Annotated in this window: 2 protein-coding genes and 1 pseudogene; all 3 read right to left on the reverse strand. The window is 76.4% G+C overall.

The annotated features are described in order from the left end of the window. On the reverse strand, window positions 1-6,929 hold a 6,929-nt coding region (locus WDV06_RS17465; protein ID WP_463668219.1), incomplete at its 3' end, for a type I polyketide synthase. Between the two features lie 54 nt (window positions 6,930-6,983). After that, window positions 6,984-7,043 (reverse strand): annotated as a pseudogene (locus WDV06_RS37355) (polyketide synthase docking domain-containing protein); the annotation flags it as partial. A gap of 24 nt (window positions 7,044-7,067) precedes the next feature. Next, window positions 7,068-22,820: a type I polyketide synthase gene (locus tag WDV06_RS17470; protein ID WP_395510680.1), complete on the reverse strand. Its 15,753-nt coding sequence runs from the start codon at window positions 22,818-22,820 to the stop codon at window positions 7,068-7,070. Window positions 22,821-22,845 lie beyond the last annotated feature (25 nt).

Raw genomic sequence — 22,845 nt, forward strand, 5'->3', positions numbered from 1 at the left:
CACTCCGCGATCCGCGCCGCGAACACCGGCGACGAATCCAGCAGTTCACGACCCATCCCGGCCCACTGCGCCCCCTGACCCGGGAACACCCACACGGCCCGGCCCGGCGCACCCGCGCCGCCGGTCACCACACCGGCCGCGTCCTCCCCGCGGGCAAGGGCCTCCAGCCTCGTCCGCGCCTCCTCGGCCGAGGAGGCCACGACCACCGCGCGCTCGTCGAAGAGCGCGCGCTGCGACACCAGCGCCGCACCGACCTCCGCCAGGGGGTCGTCGCCCCCGCCGACGTACGCCGCCAGCCGCCCGGCCTGCCCGGCCAGGGAGGCGGCGCTGCGCGCCGACACCACCAGCGGCACGACACCGCCCGCCACCGGCGCCCCCTCCGCAGCCGCCTCCACGGGGGCCTCCGCGGGTGCCTCCTCCAGGATCAGGTGCGCGTTCGTCCCGCTGATGCCGAACGACGAGATCCCCGCCCGGCGCGGCCGGCCGTTCCCGGTCCAGTCGCGGGATTCGGTCAGCAGCTCGATGGCGCCTTCCGACCAGTCCACCTGCCGGGTGGGCTCCTGCACATGCAGGGTCGGGGGCAGGATGCCCTGCCGCAGCGCCTGCACCATCTTGATGACACCGGCCACGCCCGCGGCGGCCTGCGTGTGCCCGATGTTGGACTTCAGCGAGCCCAGCAACAGCGGCCGCTGCGCGTCCCGGTCCCGCCCGTACGTCGCCAGCAGCGCCTGCGCCTCGATCGGGTCGCCCAGCGCCGTCCCCGTCCCGTGGGCCTCGACCGCGTCCACGTCCGCCGGGGTGAGTCCGGCGCTCTGCAGTGCCTTGCGGATGACGCGCTGCTGTGCGGGGCCGTTGGGGGCGGTCAGGCCGTTGGAGGCGCCGTCCTGGTTGACCGCGCTGCCGCGGATGACGGCCAGTACCCGGTGCCCGCGCTCGCGCGCCACCGACAGCCGCTCCAGCACCACGATGCCGACGCCCTCGGACAGGACGGTGCCGTCGGCGCCGTCCGCGAACGCCTTGCAGCGGCCGTCCGCGGCCAGGCCGCGCTGGCGGGACATGCCGAGGACGCCGATCGGCGAGCCCATGACGGCGACACCGCCGGCGAGGGCCATCGAGCACTCGCCCTGCCGCAGCGCCTGCGCCGCGAGGTGCATGGCGACCAGGGAGGAGGAGCAGGCCGTGTCGACGGTGACCGCCGGGCCCTCGAAGCCGAAGGTGTAGGAGACGCGGCCGGAGGCCACGCTGCCGGCCGTGGCGGTCGTCACGAAGCCTTCGAGCTCCGCGGGCATGTTGCTGAGGGACTCCAGGTAGTCGTGGATGGAGACGCCGGAGAAGACGCCGATGTTGCCGCCCCGCTCCCGGGTCGGGTCGATGCCCGCCCGCTCCAGGGCCTCCCAGGAGGCCTCCAGGAGGAGCCGCTGCTGCGGGTCCATGGCGAGGGCCTCGCGCGGGGAGATCCCGAAGAAGGCCGCGTCGAACCGGGAGGCCTCGTGGAGGAACCCGCCGCGGTGCGTGTACGAGGTGCCCGCGCTGTCGGGGTCGGGATCGAACAGGCCGTCCAGGTCCCAGCCCCGGTCGTCGGGGAAGGAGGACATGCCCTCGCGGCCCTCGGCCACCAGCCGCCACAGGTCCTCCGGGCCCGCGACCCCGCCGGGCAGCCGGCAGGCCATGCCCACGATGGCGATCGGCTCGTCCGGGTCCACGGCGGCGCCCGCCACGGCCGGAGCGGGCGTGCCGGCGTCACCGGCCGCCTCGCCGAGCTCGTCGCGCAGGTGGCGGGCGAGGGCGATCGGGGTCGGGTAGTCGAAGATCAGCGTGGCGGGCAGCTTCACACCGGTGGCCGCGCTCAGCCGGTTGCGGAGCTCGACCGCCGTCAGGGAGTCGAAGCCGATCTCGTTGAAGCCGCGGGTGCCCTGGGCCAGTTCGGGGCCGCTGAAGCCCAGGACGGCGCCCGCCTCCTGCTGGACGATGCCCAGCAGGACGGCCTCCTGCTCGGCGGCCGGCAGCCCGGCGAGCCGGCGGACGAGACCGCCGCTGTCCCCTGCGGCCGCCCGCGCCACGCGGCGGCCGGCGCGGACCAGGCCGCGCAGCAGGTGCGGGACGCCGCCGCCGGCCGCGGCCTGGGAGCGCAGCGTCCGCAGGTCCAGCTTGATCGGGACGAGCAGCGGCCGGTCCGCGCACAGGGCGGCGTCGAGGATGTCGAGGCCCTCGGTCTGCGTCAGCGCCAGTACGCCGCCGCGGCTCATGCGCGCCTGGTCGACGGCGCTGAGGTGGGCGGTCAGACCGGTGCTCTGTTCCCACAGGCCCCAGGCCAGGGAGAGGCCCGGCAGGCCGGCGGCCCGGCGGTGGGCCATCAGGCCGTCGAGGAAGGCGTTGGCGGCCGCGTAGTTGCCCTGGCCGGCCGAGCCCATGAGGGCGGCGGCGGACGAGAAGACGACGAACGCGTCCAGGTCCAGGTCGCGGGTGAGTGCGTCGAGGTGGGTGACCGCGTCGACCTTGGGGGCGAACACCCCGGCCAGCCGCTGGGGGGTGAGGGTGGCGACCACTCCGTCGTCCAGTACGCCGGCGAGGTGCACGACGCCGCTGAGGCGGTGCTCCGCGGGGACGGTGGCCAGCAGGTCGGCGACCTGCCCCCGGTCGGAGACGTCGCAGGCCACCACCGAGACGGTGGCTCCCTGTTCGCCCAGTTCGGCGACGAGTTCCCGGGCGCCTTCGGCCTGCGGGCCGCGACGGCTCGCCAGCAGCAGGTGCCGTACGCCGTGCCGGGCGACGAGGTGCCGGGCCACGAGGGCGCCCAGCGAGCCGGTACCGCCGGTGACGAGGACCGTGCCCTGGGGTCCGAAGACGGCCGGGGGCTGCGGGGCGGCCGCGACGGCGGCCCGGACGAGCCTCGGGGCGGTGAGGGTGGTCCCGCGCACCGCGACCTGGGGTTCGCCACTGGCCAGTACGGTGCCCAGCACCGCCTGGACGCCGGTTCCGGCGTCGGGGTCGAGGTCGAGGTCGATCAGGACGATCCGGTCGGGGTTCTCGGCCTGCGCGGCCCGTACGAGGCCCCACACGGCCGATCCGGCCGGGTCGGTCACCGCGCCGTCCCCGCCTGCGGGCACCGCGCCCCGGGTGGCGACGACGAGGCGGGCGCCCTCCGGCCCGGACCCGGCGAGCCAGGCCTGGACGGCCTCCAGGACGCGGGAGGTCAGGGCCAGCGCCCCGCCGCCGACGGCCTCCAGCACCGGCACCACCGCGGCCGCGGTGTCCCCGGCCAGGGCCGCCACGTCGGCGGCGCCGGCCACCGGCACCCACGGGGTGGTCGCGGAACCCTCGGCGGGGGCCAGTTCGGTCCACTCCACGCCGAACAGCGCGTCCCGGCCGTCCTCGCCGGCCGCGGCGTCCAGCTGGTCGGCGGAGACCACGCGGGAGACGAGGGAGTCCATGGTCAGGACCGTCCCGCCGGCCTCGTCGGCGGCCTGGAACGACAGGGCGTCGGGTCCGCAGGGCGCGACCCGTACCCGCAGGGCCGAGGCGCCGACGGCGTGCAGCCGCAGCCCGTTCCAGGCGAACGGCAGCACCTTGCGGTCGTCGTCCGGGTTGGCGAAGGCGTTCGTGTGGAGCGCGGCGTCCAGCAGCGCGGGGTGGATGCCGAACTTCCCGGCCTCCTCGCGCTGGTCATCGGGGAGGGCGGCCTCGGCGAACACCTCGTCGCCGCGCCGCCAGACCGCCCGCAGGCCCTGGAAGGCGGGCCCGTAGGCGTAGCCGCGGGTGACAAGGTCCCCGTAGAAGTCGCCGAGTTCGACGGGCTCGGCGCCGGCCGGGGGCCAGGCCGTGAAGTCGAAGTCCGGGGCGGTCCCGCGCTGTTCGGGCGAGGCCGACAGCAGGCCGGTGGCGTGCCGCGTCCAGGCGTCCGTGCCGGGCCCGCCGGCGGCGTCCTCGCGCAGGGAGTACACGTCGACGCTGCGCAGGCCGGTCTCGCCGGGGCCGCCGACCGCGACCTGGAGTCGGACACCGCCGTGCTCGGGCAGCACGAGCGGCGCCTCGATGACGAGTTCCTCCAGGACGCCGAAGCCGAACTCGTCGCCCGCGCGCACCGCGAGGTCGACGTAGACCGTGCCGGGGACGATGACCTTTCCGCCGATCGCGTGGCCGGCGAGCCAGGGGTGGGTGCGCAGGGACAGCCGGGAGGTGAAGATCAGCCCGTCCGACTGCGGGAGCTGCACGACCGCGCCGAGGAGGGGGTGGTCGGAGCCGACGAGGCCCAGAGAGGCGGCGTCGGAGGCGCCGGCGCCCATGCGGATCCAGTAGTGCTGGTGGTCGAAGGCGTATGTCGGCAGGTCCGGGCGCGCCGTGGTGGCGGGCAGGGCCGCGGCCCAGTCGACGGGCACTCCGCGGACGAACAGCTCGGCCATGGAGGCGTACAGGCGGCGCATGCCGCCGTCCCCGCGGCGCAGGGAGCCGGTGACCAGCACGTCGGCGCCGGTGCGGTCGGCGGTCTCGGTGACCGGCTGGACGAGCACCGGGTGGGCGCTGAGTTCGACGAAGACGCCGTGGCCCTGGGCGAGGAGGGCGGTGACGGCCGGGCCGAAGCCGACCTGGCCGCGCAGGTTGCGGTACCAGTAGCCGGCGTCGAGGACGCCGGCGTCCTCGACCCAGCCGCCGGTGACGGTGGAATAGAACGGCACGGTGGGCGCGTGGGCGCCGATCCCGGCCAGGGCCTCGGCGAGGGTGTCCCGGAGGGCCTCGACGTGCCGGCTGTGCGAGGCGTAGTCCACGGCGATCCGGCGGATCCGGACGCCCTGGTCGTCCAGGGCGTCCAGGGCCTCGTCCAGCGCCTCGGCGTCACCGGCGATCACGACGGAGGCGGGCCCGTTGACGGCGGCGACCTCGACCCGGCCGGCCCACCGCTCCAGCCGGGCGGCCGCCTCGTCGGCGCTCAGCGCGACCGAGGCCATGCCGCCGCGGCCGGCGAGGTCCTTGGCGATGGCCTGGCTGCGCAGGGCGACCACCCGGGCCGCGTCGTCCAGGGACAGCGCGCCGGAGACGCAGGCGGCGGCGATCTCGCCCTGGGAGTGGCCCAGTACGGCGTCGGGTTCGACGCCGACGGACCGCCACACGGCGGCGAGGCCGACCATGACGGCGAAGCTCGCGGGCTGGAGGACGTCGACCCGCTCCATCAGCTCCGGCGCCACCTCACCGCGCAGCACGTCGACCAGCGACCAGTCGACCCAGCGTTCCAGGGCGGTGGCGCACTCGGCGATCCGGGCCGCGAACACCGGTGAGGCGTCGAGGAGTTCACGGCCCATGCCGGCCCACTGCGCGCCCTGGCCGGGGAACACCCACACGACCTTCCCCGGTCCGCCCGCGCCGGCCGCCCGGCCGGCGGTGACGGCGGCCGGGCTCTCGCCGAGGGCCAGGGCCCGCAGCCCGGCCAGTGCCTCCTCGTGCGAGCCGGCGAGGACGACCGCGCGCTCGGCCAGCACCGCCCGGCCCGAGACCAGCGCGCCTGCCACGTCGGCCAGGGGCAGCCCGGGGGCGTCCTCGACGAACGCGGCGAGCCGCTCGGCCTGGGCCGTCAGGGACCCGGCGGTCCCGGCGGACACCACCAGCGGCACCACGCCCGGGGCCTGGGGCGGCGCGGCCGGGGCGGCGGGCTCTTCGGCGGGGGCCTCCTCCAGGATCATGTGCGCGTTGGTGCCGCTGGCCCCGAACGAGGAGACGCCGGCGCGGCGGGGGCGGTCGCCGCGCGGCCAGTCCCGTGCCTCGGTCAGCAGCTCGACCGCGCCCGCGGACCAGTCGACCTGCGGGGTGGGCGCGTCGACGTGCCGGGTCGCCGGGAGGACGCCGTGGCGCAGTGCCTGCACCGTGTTGATCACGGCGGCGACGCCGGACGCCGCCTGCGTGTGTCCGATGACGGACTTGACGGAGCCGAGCCACAGCGGCTGCTGAGGGTCGCGGCCCTGGCCGTAGGTGGCCAGGAGCGCCTGTGCCTCGATGGGGTCGCCGAGGACGGTGCCCGTGCCGTGGCCCTCGACGGCGTCGACGTCCGCCGGGGTGAGTCCGGCGCTCTCCAGGGCCTTGCGGATGACGCGCTGCTGCGCGGGGCCGTTGGGGGCGGTCAGGCCGTTGGAGGCGCCGTCCTGGTTGACCGCGCTGCCGCGGATGACGGCCAGTACCCGGTGGCCGCGCTCGCGGGCCACGGACAGCCGTTCCAGCAGCAGGACGCCGACGCCCTCGGCCCAGCCGGAGCCGTCGGCTCCGGCGGCGTAGGACTTGCAGCGTCCGTCGAAGGCGAGGGCGCGCTGGCGGGCGAAGCCGACGAAGCCGCCGGGCGTCGCCATGACGGTCGCTCCGCCGGCGAGGGCCATGGAGCACTCGCCGCGGCGCAGGGCCTGCGCGGCGAGGTGGATGGCGACGAGCGAGGAGGAGCACATGGTGTCGACGGTGACCGCGGGGCCTTCGAGGCCGAGGGAGTAGGCGACGCGGCCGGAGGCGACGCCGCCGGCGGTCCCGAGGGCGCGCTCCAGGCTGAGGTAGTCCTCGTGGCCGCTGAGGTCCGGGGCGTAGTCCTGGTGGACGATGCCGGTGAACACGCCGACGTCGCCGCCGCGCACCGAGTGCGGGTCGATGCCGGCCCGTTCGAAGGTCTCCCAGGACACTTCGAGGAGCTGGCGCTGCTGCGGGTCCATGGCGAGGGCCTCGCGCGGGGAGATCCCGAAGAACCCGGCGTCGAACCGGCCGGCGTCGCGCAGGAAGGCGCCTTCCTTGACGTACGTCGTGCCGGGGTTGTCGGGGTCGGGGTGGTAGAGGCCCTCGACGTCCCAGCCGCGGTCCTCGGGGAACGGGCCGTACACGTCGGTTCCTTCGGAGACCACGCGCCAGAAGTCCTCCGGGCCGCGGATGCCGCCGGCGTAGCGGCACGCCATGGAGACGATCGCGATGGGCTCCGCGGCCGCCGCGGCGAGCGTGCTGTTCTCCTGCTGGAGCCGGGCGTTCTCCTTCAGCGAGGCGCGCAGTGCCTCGACGACCTGCTGGTCGGGCGCCGACATATCCATCCTCCACGATTCGTTCACAGGTGATCAGCTCGTCTTGCCCAGGGCCCGCTGCACGAGGTCGGCAACGTCCATGGCGTCGATCAGTTCCGCGTCGGCGGCGGCCGCCGGCGGTTCCCCTCCGGGTGCGGTGGCGCCGGGGGCGGCGTCGGGGTCCCCGTCCGATCCGGCCTCGGCGAGGCCGAGGAGGGCGTCGAGCACCCCCGCTTCCCTGAACCGGGCGAACGGGACGGAGGCCAGGACGCGCCTGAGGTCGTCCTCGCGGGGGTCCGGGCCGTCGTCCGCCTGCCGGAGCAGTTCGGAGCGCAGGTGGCCGACCAGGGCCTCGGGGGTCGGGTAGTCGAAGATCAGCGTCGCGGGCAGCCGCAGTCCGGTGGCCGCGTTCAGGGTGTTGCGCAGGTTGACGGCGGCCAGCGAGTCGAAGCCGACCTCCTGGAAGGCCTGTCGCGGGCCGATGCCCTCGGCGCCGCTGTGGCCGAGGACGGTCGAGGCGTGGCCGCGGACCAGCCGGAGCAGGATGCGGTCCTGTTCGGCCTCCGGGACCGCGCGCAGGGAGTCCGCGAGGGACGCGGCGGCGTCGCCGTCCCCTCCGTCGCCCTGGAGTGCCCGGAGGGCCTGCGCGGCTTCGGGGAGGTCGGCGAACAGGGGGCTGGGGCGGACCGACGTGAAGGCGGGGATGAACGCGCTCCAGTCCATGTCGGCCACGGCCACGGACTTCTCGTTGCCGTGGACCGCCTGCACCATCGCGGTGACCGCCAGCTGCGGGGGCACGGGCAGGACGCCGCGGCGGCGGAGCTGGGCGAGGGCTGCCTCGTCCATGCCCACGCCGACCATGTCGAGGGCGCCCCAGGCGATCGACGTCGCCCGCAGCCCGCGGCCGCGGCGGCACTCGATCAGGGCGTCGAGGACGGCGTTCGCCGCGCCGGACGGGCCCTGGCCGCCGCCGCCCCACACGCCGGCGATCGAGGAGAAGACCACGAACGCGTCGAGCGGCGTGTCCGCGAACCGCCCGTCCAGCCACAGGGCCGTGTCCACCTTGGCGGCGAACACGTCGGCGAGGTCCTGGACGCCGGTGTCGTCGACGGAGCCGGTCCACGTGATGTCGGCGGCGTGCACCACGGCCGTGAGCGGCTGCTCGGGCGCCGTGGGGTCGGCCAGGCGTACGAGGGCCTCCCGGTCGGTGTCCGCGCAGGACTCCACGGTGGTGTCGAGGCCCAGCGCGGCCAGTTCCGCCCGCAGCCCCGGCACGCTGTCGTCGGCCGTTCGGGCGGTGGTGGTGATGACGAGGCGGGCCGCGCCGGCCTGTGCGAGCCAGACCGAGGCGTGCCGGCCGAGGCCTTCTGCGCCGCCGGTGACGAGGACGGTGCCCCGGGGCCGCCAGCCGTCGCCGGTGGACTCCGGTACGGGCTTGCGGACCAGGCGCCGGGCGTACACGCCCGAGCGGCGCACCGCGAGCTGGTCCTCGCCGGCGGCGGAGTTGAGGGCTCCGAGCAGGTGGGTGGCCGTCCGCGGGTCGTCGGTGGCGGGCAGGTCGAGCAGGCCGCCCCACCGGTCGGGGCGTTCGAGCGCGGCGGCCCGGCCCAGGCCCCACAGCGCCGCCGGCACCGGGGAGGTGAGGGTGTCGTGGATGCCGATGTTCACGGCTCCCCGGGTCACGCACCACAGGGGCTGGGGGGCGCCGCAGTCGCCGAGGGCCTGGATCAGCGCGAGCGTCGGCGCGGTGGCCGAGGCCGGGTCCTGGGGGTGCCCGTCGGCGGCGGGCCGGTCGTCGAGCGCGAGGAGGGAGAGGACACCGCTCAGGTCCTGGGCGGCCAGCGCCTCGCTCAGGCGCCGGGCGAGCCGGTCCCGGGTGAGGTCCGCCGCGTCGGTCTCCAGCAGGACGGTGCCGAGGCCGAGGCCGCTCAGGTCCTTCAGGAGCGCGTCCGTGGCGCCGCCGGCCGGGCGGCCGGAGGGGACGACGACCAGCCAGCGGCCGCCGGGTACGCCGGCCGCCTCGCGTTCGAGGGGCTGCCAGGTGACGTGGTAGCGCAGCTTCTCGGCGATGGACCGTTCGCGGCGCTTGCCGCGCCACTCCGCCAGGACGGGCACGACCGCGTCCAGGGCGCTGCGCTGGTCGGCCGAGGCCATCTCCAGCAGCGCGCCGAGGGAGTCCAGGTCGGCCCGCTCGACGGCGTCCCAGAAGTCGTGGTCCGCGCCTTCGGCCTCGCCGGCGGGGCCGGTGGCGGTGTCCGCCTCCTGGAGCCAGTAGTGCTTGTGGTCGAAGGCGTACGTCGGGAGCTGCACGCGGTGGGCCGGCGGCGGCAGGACACCGCTCCAGTCGACGGCGGCCCCGCGGACGAAGAGCTCGGCCGCCGAGGCGTAGAGCCGCCGCAGGCCTCCGTCCCCGCGGCGCAGGGAGCCGGTGACCACGGCGTCGGCTTCGGCGCCGTCGGCCGCCTCGCTGACCGGCTGGACGAGCACCGGGTGGGCGCTGACCTCGACGAAGACGCCGTGGCCCTGGGTGAGGAGGGCGGCGACGGCCGGGCCGAAGCCGACCTGGCCGCGCAGGTTGCGGTACCAGTAGCCGCCGTCCAGGACGTCGGCGTCCTCGATCCAGCCGCCGGTGACGGTGGAGTAGAACGGGACCTCCGGCGCCTTCGCCGCGATCCCGGCGAGGGCCTGGGCGAGGGTGCTCTCGATGGCTTCGACGTGCCGGCTGTGGGAGGCGTAGTCGACGGCGACCCGGCGGACCCGGACCCCCTCGAAGGCCAGTGCCTCCAACGCCTCGTCCAGCGCCTGGGCGTCGCCGGCGACGACGACGGACGACGGGCTGTTGACGGCGGCGACCTCGACCCGGTCCGCCCACCGCTCCAGCTTCGCGGCCGCCTCGTCGGCGCTCAGCGCCACCGAGGCCATGCCGCCCCGCCCGGCCAGCTCCTCGGCGATGGCCTGGCTCCGCAGGGCCACCACCCGGGCCGCGTCCTCCAGCGACAGCGCCCCCGAGACACACGCGGCGGCGATCTCGCCCTGGGAGTGGCCGACGACCGCGTCGGGGCGGACGCCGAGCGAGGCCCAGACGGCCGCCAGGCCCACCATGACGGCGAAGCTGGCGGGCTGGAGCACGTCGACGCGGTCCAGCACCTGCGGCTCGGCCTCGCCCCGCAGGACCTCGGTCAGCGACCAGTCCACCCACGGCTCAAGGGCGGTCGCGCACTCCGCGATCCGCGCCGCGAACACCGGCGAGGAGTCGAGCAGTTCACGGCCCATGCCGGCCCACTGCGCCCCCTGGCCCGGGAACACCCACACGACCTTCCCCGGTGCGCCCGCGCCGGGGGCGGCGCTGCCGGTCACCAGGTTCGGGGCGCTCTCGCCGCGGGCCAGCGCCCGCAGCCCCGCCAGGGCCTCCTCTCCGGATCCGGCCACGACCACCGCGCGCTCGCCCAGCAGCGCACGGCTCGACACCAGGGCGCCGGCCACGTCCGCCGGCGACACCGCGTCGGCGCCCTCGACGTACGCCGCCAGCCGCCCGGCCTGCCCGGCCAGGGAGGCGGCGCTGCGCGCCGACACCACCAGCGGCACCACACCGCCGGGCACCGGGGCCGGCTCCGCGGCCTCCTGCCGGGGCTCGGCCGGGGCCTCCTCCAGGATCAGGTGCGCGTTCGTCCCGCTGGCGCCGAACGAGGACACGCCCGCCCGGCGCGGCCGGCCGTCGCGCGGCCACTCCCGGGCCTCGGTGAGCAGCCGTACCGCCCCGGCGGACCAGTCCACGGCCGCCGTGGGTTCCTCCACGTGCAGGGTGCCGGGCAGTACGCCGTGCCGCATGGCCATGACCATCTTGATCACGCCCGCCACGCCCGCGGCGGCCTGGGTGTGGCCGATGTTGGACTTCAGCGAGCCCAGCCACAGCGGCCGCTCCGCGTCACGGTCCTTGCCGTAGGTGGCGAGCAGCGCCTGGGCCTCGATCGGGTCGCCCAGCGCCGTGCCCGTGCCGTGGGCCTCGACCACGTCCACGTCGGCGGGGGTGAGTCCGGCCGTGGCCAGTGCCCTGCGGATGACCCGCTGCTGCGAGGGCCCGTTGGGGGCGGTCAGGCCGTTGGAGGCCCCGTCCTGGTTGACGGCGCTGCCGCGCAGGACGGCCAGCACCTCGTGCCCCTTCTCGCGGGCCACCGACAGGCGCTCCAGCACCACCACGCCGACACCCTCGGCCCAGCCGGTTCCGTCGGCCGTCGAGGAGAAGGCCTTGCAGCGGCCGTCGGCGGACAGGCCCCGCTGCCGGGAGAACTCCATGAAGGCGTCGGGGCTGGCCATGACCGTCGCACCGCCGGCGAGGGCCATGGAGCACTCGCCCTGTCGCAGGGCCTGCGCCGCCAGGTGGATCGCGACCAGGGACGAGGAGCAGGCCGTGTCCACGGTCACGGCCGGGCCCTCGAAGCCGAACACGTACGACACGCGGCCCGAGGCCACGCTCGCCGCCGTACCGGTCATGAGGTAGCCCTGGACGTTCTCCGGGACCTGGTGGAGCCGGGTCACGTAGTCGTGGTGGACGATCCCGGTGAAGACGCCGATGTCGGCGCCCTTGGCGGACAGCGGGTCGATGCCGGCCCGCTCCAGGGCCTCCCAGGAGGTCTCCAGCAGCAGCCGCTGCTGCGGGTCCATCGCGAGCGCCTCGCGCGGCGAGATCCCGAACAGTCCGGCGTCGAACCGTGCCGCCTCGTGGAGGAAGCCGCCCGAACGGGTGTAGCTCGTGCCCGGGTGGGACGGGTCCGGGTGGTAGAGGCCCTCCAGGTCCCAGCCGCGGTCGAGCGGGAAGCCGGAGACCGCGTCGCGCTGTTCGGCGACCAGCTTCCACAGTTCCTCGGGGCTGTCCGCGCCGCCCGGCAGGCGGGTGCTCATGGCGACGATGGCGATCGGCTCGTCGGAGACGGCCGCCGCGGCGGGGGCGGTGGGGGCCTCCTGCCCGCCGAGCAGTTCGGCCAGCAGGTACGCCGCGAGGGCGGTGGGGCTCGGGTAGTCGAAGACCAGGGTCATCGGAAGGTCGTCCACCCCGGTGAGCTCGCGCAGGTGGTTGCGGAGCTTGACGGCGCTGAGCGAGTCGACACCGAGGCCCTTGAAGGACAGTTCCGCGTCCAGCGCGTCCGACGCGCGGTGGCCGAGCACGTACGCGGTCGCCTCCTGGACCAGGTCCCGCACCACGCGCTGCCGCTCCTCGCCCGGCAGTGCGGCCAGCCGGCCGGCGAGGCCGCCCCCGGCCGCTTCGCCGCGCGCCGCCACGCGCCGGACGGGGGCCTGCGGCGCGGTCCGCTCCGCGGCCCGGGGGGCCGCCTGGACGGACTGCGGCGCGGGTACGGCGTCCAGGGCCAGCGGGCCGAGGACCGCGACGGGTCCGCCCTCCGCGTCGGCGAGTTCCAGCAGGTGGCGGCCGTCCTCGGCGGGGGTGGCGCGCAGCCTCAGCGTGGCGGCGCCCTCCGCGTACACGGCCACGTCCGCGCAGAGCGACAGGTCACGGCGGTGGCCGTCGCCCGACGGGGCCGTGGCGGTGTCCAGGACGCGCAGCGCGGTGTCGAGGAGTGCCGGGTGGAGGGTGTACCGCGCGGCCTCGTCGGCGAGTTCGGCGGGCAGGGTGATCTCCGCGAAGGTGTGACCGTCGTGTTCCCACACGCGCGGCGCTCCGGGGAGGGGGGTGGCGCCGTCGGCGGGCAGCGGCCAGGTGCGCGGGTCGAAGGAGGGCTGCGGCGTGCCGGGCACCAGGACGGCGCGGGCGTGGCAGGTCCAGGGGCCTCGCCCGCCGTCGTCGGAGCGGCGGCCGTGGACGGCGGCGCGGCGGCGGCCGTCCGGGCCGGGGCCGTCGACCGACACCCTGATCCGGGTGTGGCCGTGCTCCGGGACCGTCAGCGGCGCCTCCACGGCGATCCGTTCGAGGCTTCCGCAGCCGGCCTCGTCGCCGGCCCGGACGAGCATCTCCAGCAGCGCCGCGGCCGGGACGCCTTCGGCGGCGTCCTCGGCCGCCGGGCCGAAGGGCCGTCCCGGGCCGTTCGGGGCGAGCCGCCCGGTGAGCACGTAGCCGCCGTCCCCGTCGGCGTCGCCGGGTACGTCGACGACGGCGGCGAGCAGCGGGTGTCCGGCAGCGGTGGTGCCGAGGGCTTCGGCGCCGCCGCGCGGGTCGGTGTCGGAGCCGGCCCAGTACCGCTGGTGCTGGAAGGCGTACGTGGGCAGCTCGGGGCCGGCCGCACCGGCGGGCCGGCCGAGGACGGCCGTCCAGTCCATGTCCACGCCGCGTACGTGCAGTTCCGCGAGGGCGGTCAGGACGCCCTCCGTTTCGCCGCCGTCCTTGCGCAGGCCGGCGACGAAGGCGTGCTCCCGGGTGTCGCCGAGGGTGGCGGACGCGAGCGCGGCGAGGGCGCCGCCCGGGCCGACCTCCAGGAACATGGTGGCCCCGCGGTCGCCGAGGGCGGTGACGGCGTCGCTGAACCGTACGGCGCCGCGGGCCTGGTCGACCCAGTAGCCGGGGGTGGCGAGCAGTCCGTCCCGGGCGGGGGCGCCGGTGAGGGTGGAGACGACGGGCAGGGTGCCGGGCCGGTAGGTCAGGCCCTCCGCGACGGCGCGGAACTCGTCGAGCACGGGGTCCATGAGCGGGGAGTGGAAGGCGTGGCTGACCGGCAGCCGGCGCGTCTTGCGGCCGCGGGCGGCCAGTTCGGCGGCGGCGGCGAGGACGGCGTCCTCGGCACCGGAGAGCACCAGCGCGTCGGGGCCGTTGACCGCCGCGACGCAGACGACGCCCCGGGCCCGGGCCAGCAGGGGGGCGAGCTCGGCCTCGGTCGCCTGGACGGCGACCATGGCGCCGCCTTCGGGCAGGGCCTGCATCAGCCGGCCGCGCGCGGCGATCAGCCGGCCCGCGTCCCGCAGGTCCAGGACGCCGGAGACGTGCGCGGCGGTGATCTCGCCGACGGAGTGGCCTGCGAGGAGGTCCGGGCGCACCCCCCAGGACTCGAAGAGCCGGTACAGCGCGGTCTCCAGGGCGAACAGGGCGCCCTGCGTGTAGGCGGTGCGGTCGAGCAGTTCGCTGCCGGGGGTTCCCGGGGCGGCGGACACGACCTCGCGCAGGGGGCGCTCCACGTGTCCGGCCAGGTGCTCCTCGACGGCGGCGCAGGCCGCTTCGAAGGCCTCGCGGAAGACCGGCTGGGTCCGGGCGAGTTCGCTGCCCATGCCGGCCCACTGGCTGCCCTGGCCGGTGAAGAGGACGGCCAGCTTGCCGGGGGCGGGGGTGCCGAGGACCACGGCGGGGTCCGCCTCGCCGCGGCCGAGGGCGCCGAGGCCGGCGGCGAGCGCGCCCCGGTCGGAAGCCAGGACGACGGCGCGGTGGTCGAGCTGGGCGCGGGCGGTGGCGAGCGCGTGGGCGGCGTCGGTGAGCGGCACGTCGGGGCGCTCGTCGAGGAAGCGGGCGAGGCGGGCGGCCTGGCCGCCCAGTCCGGCCCGCGTCCGTGCCGACACCGGGACGAGGACGGGCACGGGTGCCGGGTCGTCCGCCGGTGCGGGCAGCGGTGCGACGGGGGCCGGCGGCTGTGCGGGGGCCTCCTCGATGATGACGTGGGCGTTGGTGCCGCCGATGCCGAAGGAGGAGACGCCCGCCCGGCGGGTGCGGCCGTCGCCGGGCCAGTCACGGGCCTCGGTCAGCAGTTCCACGGCGCCCGCGGACCAGTCGACGTGCGAGGACGGGCGGTCCACGTGCAGGGTCCGCGGGAGGACGCCGTGCCGCATGGCCATGACCATCTTGATGACGCCCGCCACCCCCGCGGCCGCCTGTGTGTGGCCGATGTTGGACTTCACGGAGCCCAGCCACAGCGGCCGGCCGTCCGGGCGGTCCTGGCCGTAGGTCGCGAGGAGGGCCTCGGCCTCGATGGGGTCGCCGAGGGTCGTGCCCGTGCCGTGGGCCTCCACGGCGTCCACGTCCGAGGCGGCCAGACCGGCCTGGGCCAGGGCCTTACGGATCACCCGCTGCTGGGCGGGGCCGTTGGGCGCGGTCAGGCCGTTCGAGGCGCCGTCCTGGTTGACGGCGGAGCCGCGGAGCACGGCGAGGACCCGGTGGCCGCGGCGGCGGGCGTCCGACAGCCGCTCGACGAGCAGCAGGCCCGCGCCCTCGGACCAGCCGGTGCCGTCGGCGCCGTCCGCGAACGCCTTGCAGCGGCCGTCGGGGGCCAGCCCGCGCTGGCGGGAGAATTCGACGAAGGTCTCGACGGTGCCCATCACCATGACACCGCCGGCCAGGGCCATCGAGCACTCGCCCTGCCGCAGCGCCTGCGCGGCCAGGTGCAGGGCCACCAGGGAGGAGGAGCAGGCCGTGTCGACCGTGATGGCCGGGCCCTCGAAGCCGTAGTGGTAGGCGATGCGGCCGGAGGTGACGGCGCCCGAGGAGCCGGTGAGGCGGAACCCTTCGACGCCGGAAGCCCGGTGCGTCCGTACGGTGTAGTCGTGGCTGTTGACGCCGACGAAGACGCCCACGTCCTCTCCGGCGAGTGTCGTCGGGTCGATCGCGGCCCGTTCGAAGGCCTCCCAGGAGGTCTCCAGCAGCAGGCGCTGCTGCGGGTCCATGGCGAGGGCCTCGTTCGGGGAGATGCCGAAGAAGGCGGCGTCGAACCCGGGGGCGTCGTCGAGGAACGCGCCGTGGCGGACGTAGGTGGTGCCGGGGTGGTCGGGGTCGGCGTGGAAGAGGCCGTCGGTGTCCCAGCCCCGGTCGGCGGGGAACCCGGTGACGGCGTCGACGCCGTCGGCGACCACCCGCCAGAGGTCCTCGGGGCTGTGCACGCCCGCCGGGAAGCGGCAGGCCATGGCGACGATGGCGATCGGATCGTCCGCGTCCGGACCGGCGGGCGGCGTGCCGGGCAGGGCGGGCCGCCCGGGTGCGGCGGCGTCGGCATCCGCGGGGCCGAAGAGCTTGGTGCGCAGGTGTTCGGCGAGGGCGGCCGGCTTGGGGTGGTCGAAGACCACCACCGGGGAGAGGGTCAGCCCGGTCGCGGTGGCCAGCCGGTTGCGCAGCTCCACCGCGGTCAGCGAGTCGAACCCGGCTTCCTTGAAGGTGCGGCCGGCGGGGACGGCGTCGGCGGTGGGGTGCCCCAGCACCTCGGCGGCGTGCCGCTGCACCAGTGCGAGCAGGGCCTCGGTCTGCTCGGCCGCGCTGAGGCCGGCGACGCGCTCGCGCAGGGGGGCGGTGGCCCGGGCTGTGGGCCGCGGGGACGGGGCCAGGCCGCGCAGCAGCGGCGGTACCGGGGCCTCGGCGGCGGCCGTGCGGAGGGCGGGCACGTCGAACTTGGCGGCCACGAGTGCGCCGGTGTCGCCGAGGGCGGCGTCGAGGAGGGCCATGCCCTCGGCGGCGGAGAGCCCGCTCATGCCGATGCGCTGGTTGCGGCGCAGGTCGGCGGCGCCCAGGTGCTCGGTCATGGAGCTGACCGTCGACCAGTAGCCCCAGGCGAGGGAGACCGCCGGCAGGCCCAGGGCGTTGCGCCGGCGCGCGAGCTCGTCCAGGTAGGCGTTGGCCGCCGCGTAGTTGGCCTGGCCGGGGTTGCCGAGCACGCCGGCGGCGGAGGAGAACAGGACGAACGCGGCCAGGTCCAGGTTCCGGGTGAGCTCGTGCAGGTGGAGTGCCGCGTCGGCCTTCGGCCGCAGGACGGTGTCCACGCGCCGCGGGGTCAGCTCCGTGAGCACCCCGTCGTCCAGGACGCCGGCCGAGTGCACGACGGCGGTGAGCGGGTGCTCGGCGGGTATCGCGGCCAGGAGGGCCTCGACCTGGGCCCGGTCCGCGGTGTCGCACGCGGTGACGGTGACGGACGCGCCCAGGGCGGTCAGCTCGTCGCGGAGTCCGGGGGCGTGGCCGCGGCGGCCCGCCAGCACCAGGTGGCGGACGCCGTGGGCGGTGACCAGGTGCCGGGCCGTCATCGCGCCGAGCGTGCCGGTGCCGCCGGTGATCAGTACGGTGCCCTCGGGGTCGAGCGCCCGCCTGCCGGCCGGGGGCCGCGCCGCGGTCGCCCGTACCAGCCGGGGCACTTCGGCCACGCCGTCGCGCACCCTGATCTGAGCTTCGCCGCTGAGGAGCACGGCCGGCAGGGCGGAGCGGGGGGCGTCGAGCTCGGCGAGCACGATCCGGCCCGGGTGCTCGGACTGCGCGGAGCGCACCAGGCCCGCCACCGCGGCCGCCTCCAGGCCGCCGTCCTCGGCGGTGACCACGGCCAGGCGGGTCTCGGCCAGGGCGGGTTCCGCCAGCCAGGCCTGGAGGACGGCCAGGGCGGCGTCGACCGCCGGACGGGGGTCGGTGGTCCCGGCGCGGGCCGGGACCTCGTACAGGAGGACGTCGGGAGCCGCGCCGGCGGCGACGGTCACGTCCGCGCCGGTGGCGACGGTCACGACGTCGAGGGGCCCGCCGGCGGCGGGGAGCGCGCACGGCGTCCACTCGACGCGGAACAGCGCGTCGTGCGGCAACGCGCCCGTGATCCCCGCCCGTTCGGGCGAGAAGGGGGCGGACCGCAGCGAGGCGACGGTCATGACGGGCTGCCCGGCGGGGTCGGTCAGCTCCAGGCCCTCGCCTTCGGCCGGCCGCACGCGCAGAGCAGAGGCGCCGGACGCCAGCAGGGACACCCCGGTCCACCGGGACGGGAGCGAGCCGGCGGGGACGACGGTGCGGACGGCCGCGTCCAGCAGGGCGGGGTGCAGGCCGTAACGGTGCGCGTCGCGAAGGGAGTTCTCGTCCAGGGCGACGCCGGTGGCGCGCCCGAGGCCGGCGGGCGCGGCCGCGTGGGCGGCGGTGGGGGCGAGCACGCCGTGCGCGTGCCGCGTCCACGGGGCGTCGACGGCGGCGTCGGCGGCGCGTGAATGGACCTCCACCGACCGCTGCCCGGCCCCGTCGGGTGCGCCGACGAGCACCTGCACGCTGCGGCCGCCGCGCTGCGGCAGGACGACGGGCACGTCCACGGTCAGTTCGGCGAGCACGGGGACGCCGGCGAGGTCGCCGAGCCGGATGGACAGCTCGACCAGGGCCGCGTTCGGGACGACGGCGGCGTCGGACACCACGTGGTCCGCGAGCCAGGGGTGCGCGCGCAGCGACCAGTGCGACGTGGCCATGAGCCCGCCGGAGCCGGGCAGGCCGACGACCGCCCCGAGGAGGGGGTGGTCGGCGGCGGCCAGCCCGAGCGAGGCCGCGTCGGCGGCCGGGCCGGCCGCGGGCAGCCAGTAGTGCCGCTGGTCGAAGGCGTACGTCGGCAGCTCCGCGCGCGCCGTCACGGCGGGCAGGAGCGCCGCCCAGTCCACGGCCACGCCGCGGACGAAGAGCTCGGCCATGGAGGCGTACAGGCGGCGCGGGCCGCCGTCCTCTCGGCGCAGGGAGCCGGCGACGACCGCGTCGGTGCCGTCGACGGTCTCCGCGATCGGCTGGACGAGCACCGGGTGGGCGCTGATCTCCAGGAACACCCCGTGGCCCTGGGCGGTCAGTTCGGCGACGGCCGGGCCGAAGCCGACCTGGCCGCGCAGGTTGCGGTACCAGTAGCCGCCGTCCAGGACGTCGGCGTCCTCGATCCAGCCGCCGGTGACGGTCGAGTAGAACGGCACCTCCGGCGCCTTCGCCGCGATCCCCGCAAGGGCCTCGGCGAGGAGCTCCTCGATCGCCTCCACGTGCCGGGTGTGCGAGGCGTAGTCCACGGCGACCCGGCGCACCCGGACACCCTCAAAGGCCAACGCCTCCAGGGCCTCATCCAGCGCCTCGGCGTCACCGGCGACCACGACGGACGACGGACTGTTGACGGCGGCGACCTCGACCCGGTCCGCCCACCGCTCCAGCTTGGCGGCCGCCTCGTCGGCGCTCAGCGCCACCGAGGCCATCCCGCCGCGCCCGGCCAGCTCCTCGGCGATGGCCTGGCTCCGCAGGGCCACCACCCGGGCCGCGTCCTCCAGCGACAGCGCACCGGAGACACACGCGGCCGCGATCTCGCCCTGCGAGTGACCGAGTACGGCGTCGGGCTGAACCCCCACCGAGCGCCACACCGCGGCCAGGCCGACCATCACCGCGAAACTCGCCGGCTGGAGCACGTCCACCCGCTCCAGCAACTCCGGCGCCGCCTCCCCCCGCAGGACCTCGGTCAGCGACCAGTCGACCCACGGCTCCAGCGCGGCAGCACACTCCGCGATCCGCGCCGCGAACACCGGCGAGGAGTCGAGCAGTTCCCGTCCCATGCCGGCCCACTGCGACCCTTGGCCCGGGAACACCCAGACCACCCGGCCCGGAGCGGTCGCAGTGCCGGAGACCACACCCGTCGCACCTTCACCACGTGCCAGCCCCTCCAGCCTCGTCCGCGCCTCCTCGGCCGAGGAGGCCACGACCACCGCGCGCTCGTCGAAGAGCGCACGCTGCGACACCAACGCCGCACCGACCTCCGCCAGCGAGGCGTCGCCCCCGCCGACGTACGCCGCCAGCCGCCCGGCCTGCCCGGCCAGGGCGGCGGCACTGCGCGCCGACACCACCAGCGGCACCACACCACCCGCCACCGGCCCCGCCTCCGCGAGCTCCTCCGGGGCTTCGGCCGGGGCCTCCTCCAGGATCAGGTGCGCGTTCGTCCCGCTGACCCCGAAGGACGAGATCCCCGCCCGGCGCGGCCGCCCGGCCCGCGGCCACGCCCGCGCCTCGGTCAGCAGCTCCACCGCGCCCGCCGACCAGTCCACCTGTCCGGTGGGCTCCTGCACGTGCAGGGTCGCGGGCAGCACCCCGTGCCGCAGCGCCTGCACCATCTTGATCACGCCGGCCACGCCCGCCGCCGCCTGCGTGTGCCCGATGTTGGACTTCAGCGAACCCAGCCACAGCGGCCGCTGCACGTCCCGGTCCCGCCCGTACGTCGCCAGCAGCGCCTGCGCCTCGATCGGGTCGCCCAGCGCCGTCCCGGTACCGTGGGCCTCGACCGCGTCCACGTCCGCCGGGGCCAGCCCAGCCGCCGCCAGGGCCTTGCGGATCACGCGCTGCTGCGCCGGGCCGCTGGGCGCGGTGAGCCCGTTGGAGGCACCGTCCTGGTTGACCGCGCTGCCGCGGATGACGGCCAGCACCCGGTGGCCGCGCTCGCGCGCCACCGACAGCCGCTCCAGCACGACCACCCCGGCCCCCTCGGCCCAGCCGGTTCCGTCGGCCGTGGAGGAGAAGGCCTTGCAGCGGCCGTCGGCCGCGAGGGCCCGCTGCCGGGAGAACTCCACGAAGTGGGCGGGCGTCGCCATCACGGCCACGCCCCCGGCCAGGGCCATCGAGCACTCGCCCTGCCGCAGCGACTGCGCCGCCAGGTGCAGCGCCACCAGGGACGAGGAGCACGCGGTGTCCACCGACACCGCCGGACCTTCGAGTCCCAGGACGTACGAGACCCGGCCGGAGGCCACGCTCGCCGCCGACCCGGTCGTGGTGAAGCCCTCCAGTTCCGGGGCCACTGCGGCGGCGCCGGTCCCGTACCCCTGGCCGAACAGCCCGGAGAACACGCCGACGTCGGCGCCCTTGAGGGACAGCGGGTCGACGCCGGCCCGTTCCAGGGCCTCCCACGAGGTCTCCAGCAGCAGCCGCTGCTGCGGGTCCATCGCGAGGGCCTCGCGCGGCGAGATCCCGAAGAACCCGGCGTCGAACAGGCCCGCGCCCTCCAGGAAGCCGCCCTGGTCGGTGTACGAGGTGCCCGCGTGCCCGGGGTCCGCGTGGAACAGCCCCTCCAGGTCCCAGCCGCGGTCCTCGGGGAAGCCGGAGACCGCGTCCCGGCCCTCGGACAGCAGCCGCCACAGGTCCTCCGGACCGGCCACCCCGCCGGGCAGCCGGCAGGCCATGCCCACGATGGCGATCGGCTCGCCGGGGTCGGCCGCGGCGGGGGCCGTGCCCGCGCCCCCGGCCTCCGGGGCGGCGCCGAGGACCTCGGCCCGCACCCCGGCCGCCAGGGCCGCCGGGGTGGGGTGGTCGAAGACGACGGTGGTGGGCAGCCCGAGCCCGGTGATCTCCACGAGCCGGTTGCGCAGGGCGACGACGGCCAGGGAGGTGAAGCCCAGGTCGCGGAAGGCCCGGTCGGCCGGGAGCGGCTCGCCGCCCGGCTCCCCCAGCACCTCGGCGGCCTGCGTGCGGACCAGGTCCTCCAGCAGGGCCAGCTGCGCGCGCCCGTCCAGTCCGGCCAGCCGCTCGCGCAGGGCGGCCGTGACGGCGGCGTCGGGCCGGATCCGCCGCGCGGCCTCCTCGGCCAGGGCCGCACCCGTCTCGTATCGCAGGACGCCGGGCCGTTCAGCCAGCAGGCGCCGCTGGGTCTTGCCTGAGGCGGTCCGGGGGATGGAGTCGACCTCGCGGACCTGCTCCGGCACCTTGTAGGGGGCGAGCTGCTCGCGGCAGCGGGCGATCAGCGCGGCGGCGTCGAAGCCGGAGGCGCCGGGGACCACGTATGCGACGGGTACCTCGCCGAGGGTCTCGTGCGGCAGGCCGGCGACGGCCGCGTCGGTGACGCCGTCGACGGTGCGCAGGACGGCCTCGACCTCCTCGGGGTGGATGTTCTCCCCGCCGCGGATCACGAGTTCCTTGATCCGGCCGCAGATGGTGAAGTAGCCGGCCTCGTCGCGGCGGGCCAGGTCGCCGGTGCGGAACCAGCCGTCCTGGAGGGCGGCGGCGGTCGCCTCGGGGTCGTTGTGGTAGCCGACCATGACGTTCGGTCCGCTGACCCACACCTCGCCCTCCTCCCCGGCCGGTACGTCCCGGCCGGTGGTGGGGTGGACGATGCGGACGTCGACACCGGGGGCGGGCAGACCGCAGGAGCCTTCGACGCGGGCGCCGTCCGGGGGGTTCATGGTGATGGCGCCGCAGGTCTCGGTGCTGCCGTAGGCGTCGACCAGCGGGACGCCGAAGAGCTCCTCGAAGTCGCGGCGCAGCCGGGAGCCGGTGACCGCGCCGCCGACCAGCCCGATGCGCAGGCTCGGGACGCAGAAGCCGTCCCGGCGGGCGGCGGCGACGAGGTGGTGGTAGGTGGTGGGGACACCGGCCAGGAAGGTGCAGTCCTCCTCGCGCAGGGTGCGGATGACGTCCTCGGCGGAGCTGCCGTCCATGATCCGGGCGGTGGCGCCGACGACGGTGACCGACAGGACGCACGCGATGTGCGAGAGGCTGTGGAAGAGCGGCAGGGGCCACAGGACGCGGTCCCGGTCGGTGAGTCCGGGAACGGGCACGTAGGAGGAGGCCACGGACCAGAGGCAGTTGCGCTGGGTCGACAGGACGCCCTTGGGGCGGCCGGTGGTGCCGGAGGTGTAGAACATCCAGGCGACGTCGTCGAGTCCGAGGTCGTCGCGGGCGGGCAGGTCCGGCTCGCGCAGGGCCAGTTCGTCGTACGAGTGGGCCGAGGGGTCCCCCGCGGCCCCGTCCGCCACCGGGTCTCCGCCGGTGACGAGCAGGGTGGTGCCTGGCCCGAGGGCCGCCGATCCCCGCAGCCGGTGGGCCTGGGCGGGGTCGGTGATGACCACCCGGGTCCCGCTGTCGGCCAGCAGGTACTCCAGCTCGGCGAGGGACGAGGCCGGGTTGAGGGGGACGCCGATGCCCGCGGCGCGGACGATCGCGAGGTAGCCCTCGATCGTGGAGACGGTGTTGCCCAGGCAGAGGGCGACCCGGTCGCCGGGCTCGACGCCCAGGCCCGCCAGGTGTCCGGCGAGCCTGCGCGTCCGTGCCTCCAGGTCGCCGTAGGTGACCGACCGCCGGCTGTCCTCGAAGGCCGTCTTGTCGGGGAAGCGGGTCGCGTTCTCCAGGAGTGCGACGGGAAGTGGCCTGATGAGTTCGGTGCGCACTGCGCCGCAATTCCTTTCGAGGGGA

This window comes from Streptomyces racemochromogenes, assembly GCF_044129415.1.
Lineage (GTDB): Bacteria > Actinomycetota > Actinomycetes > Streptomycetales > Streptomycetaceae > Streptomyces > Streptomyces racemochromogenes_A.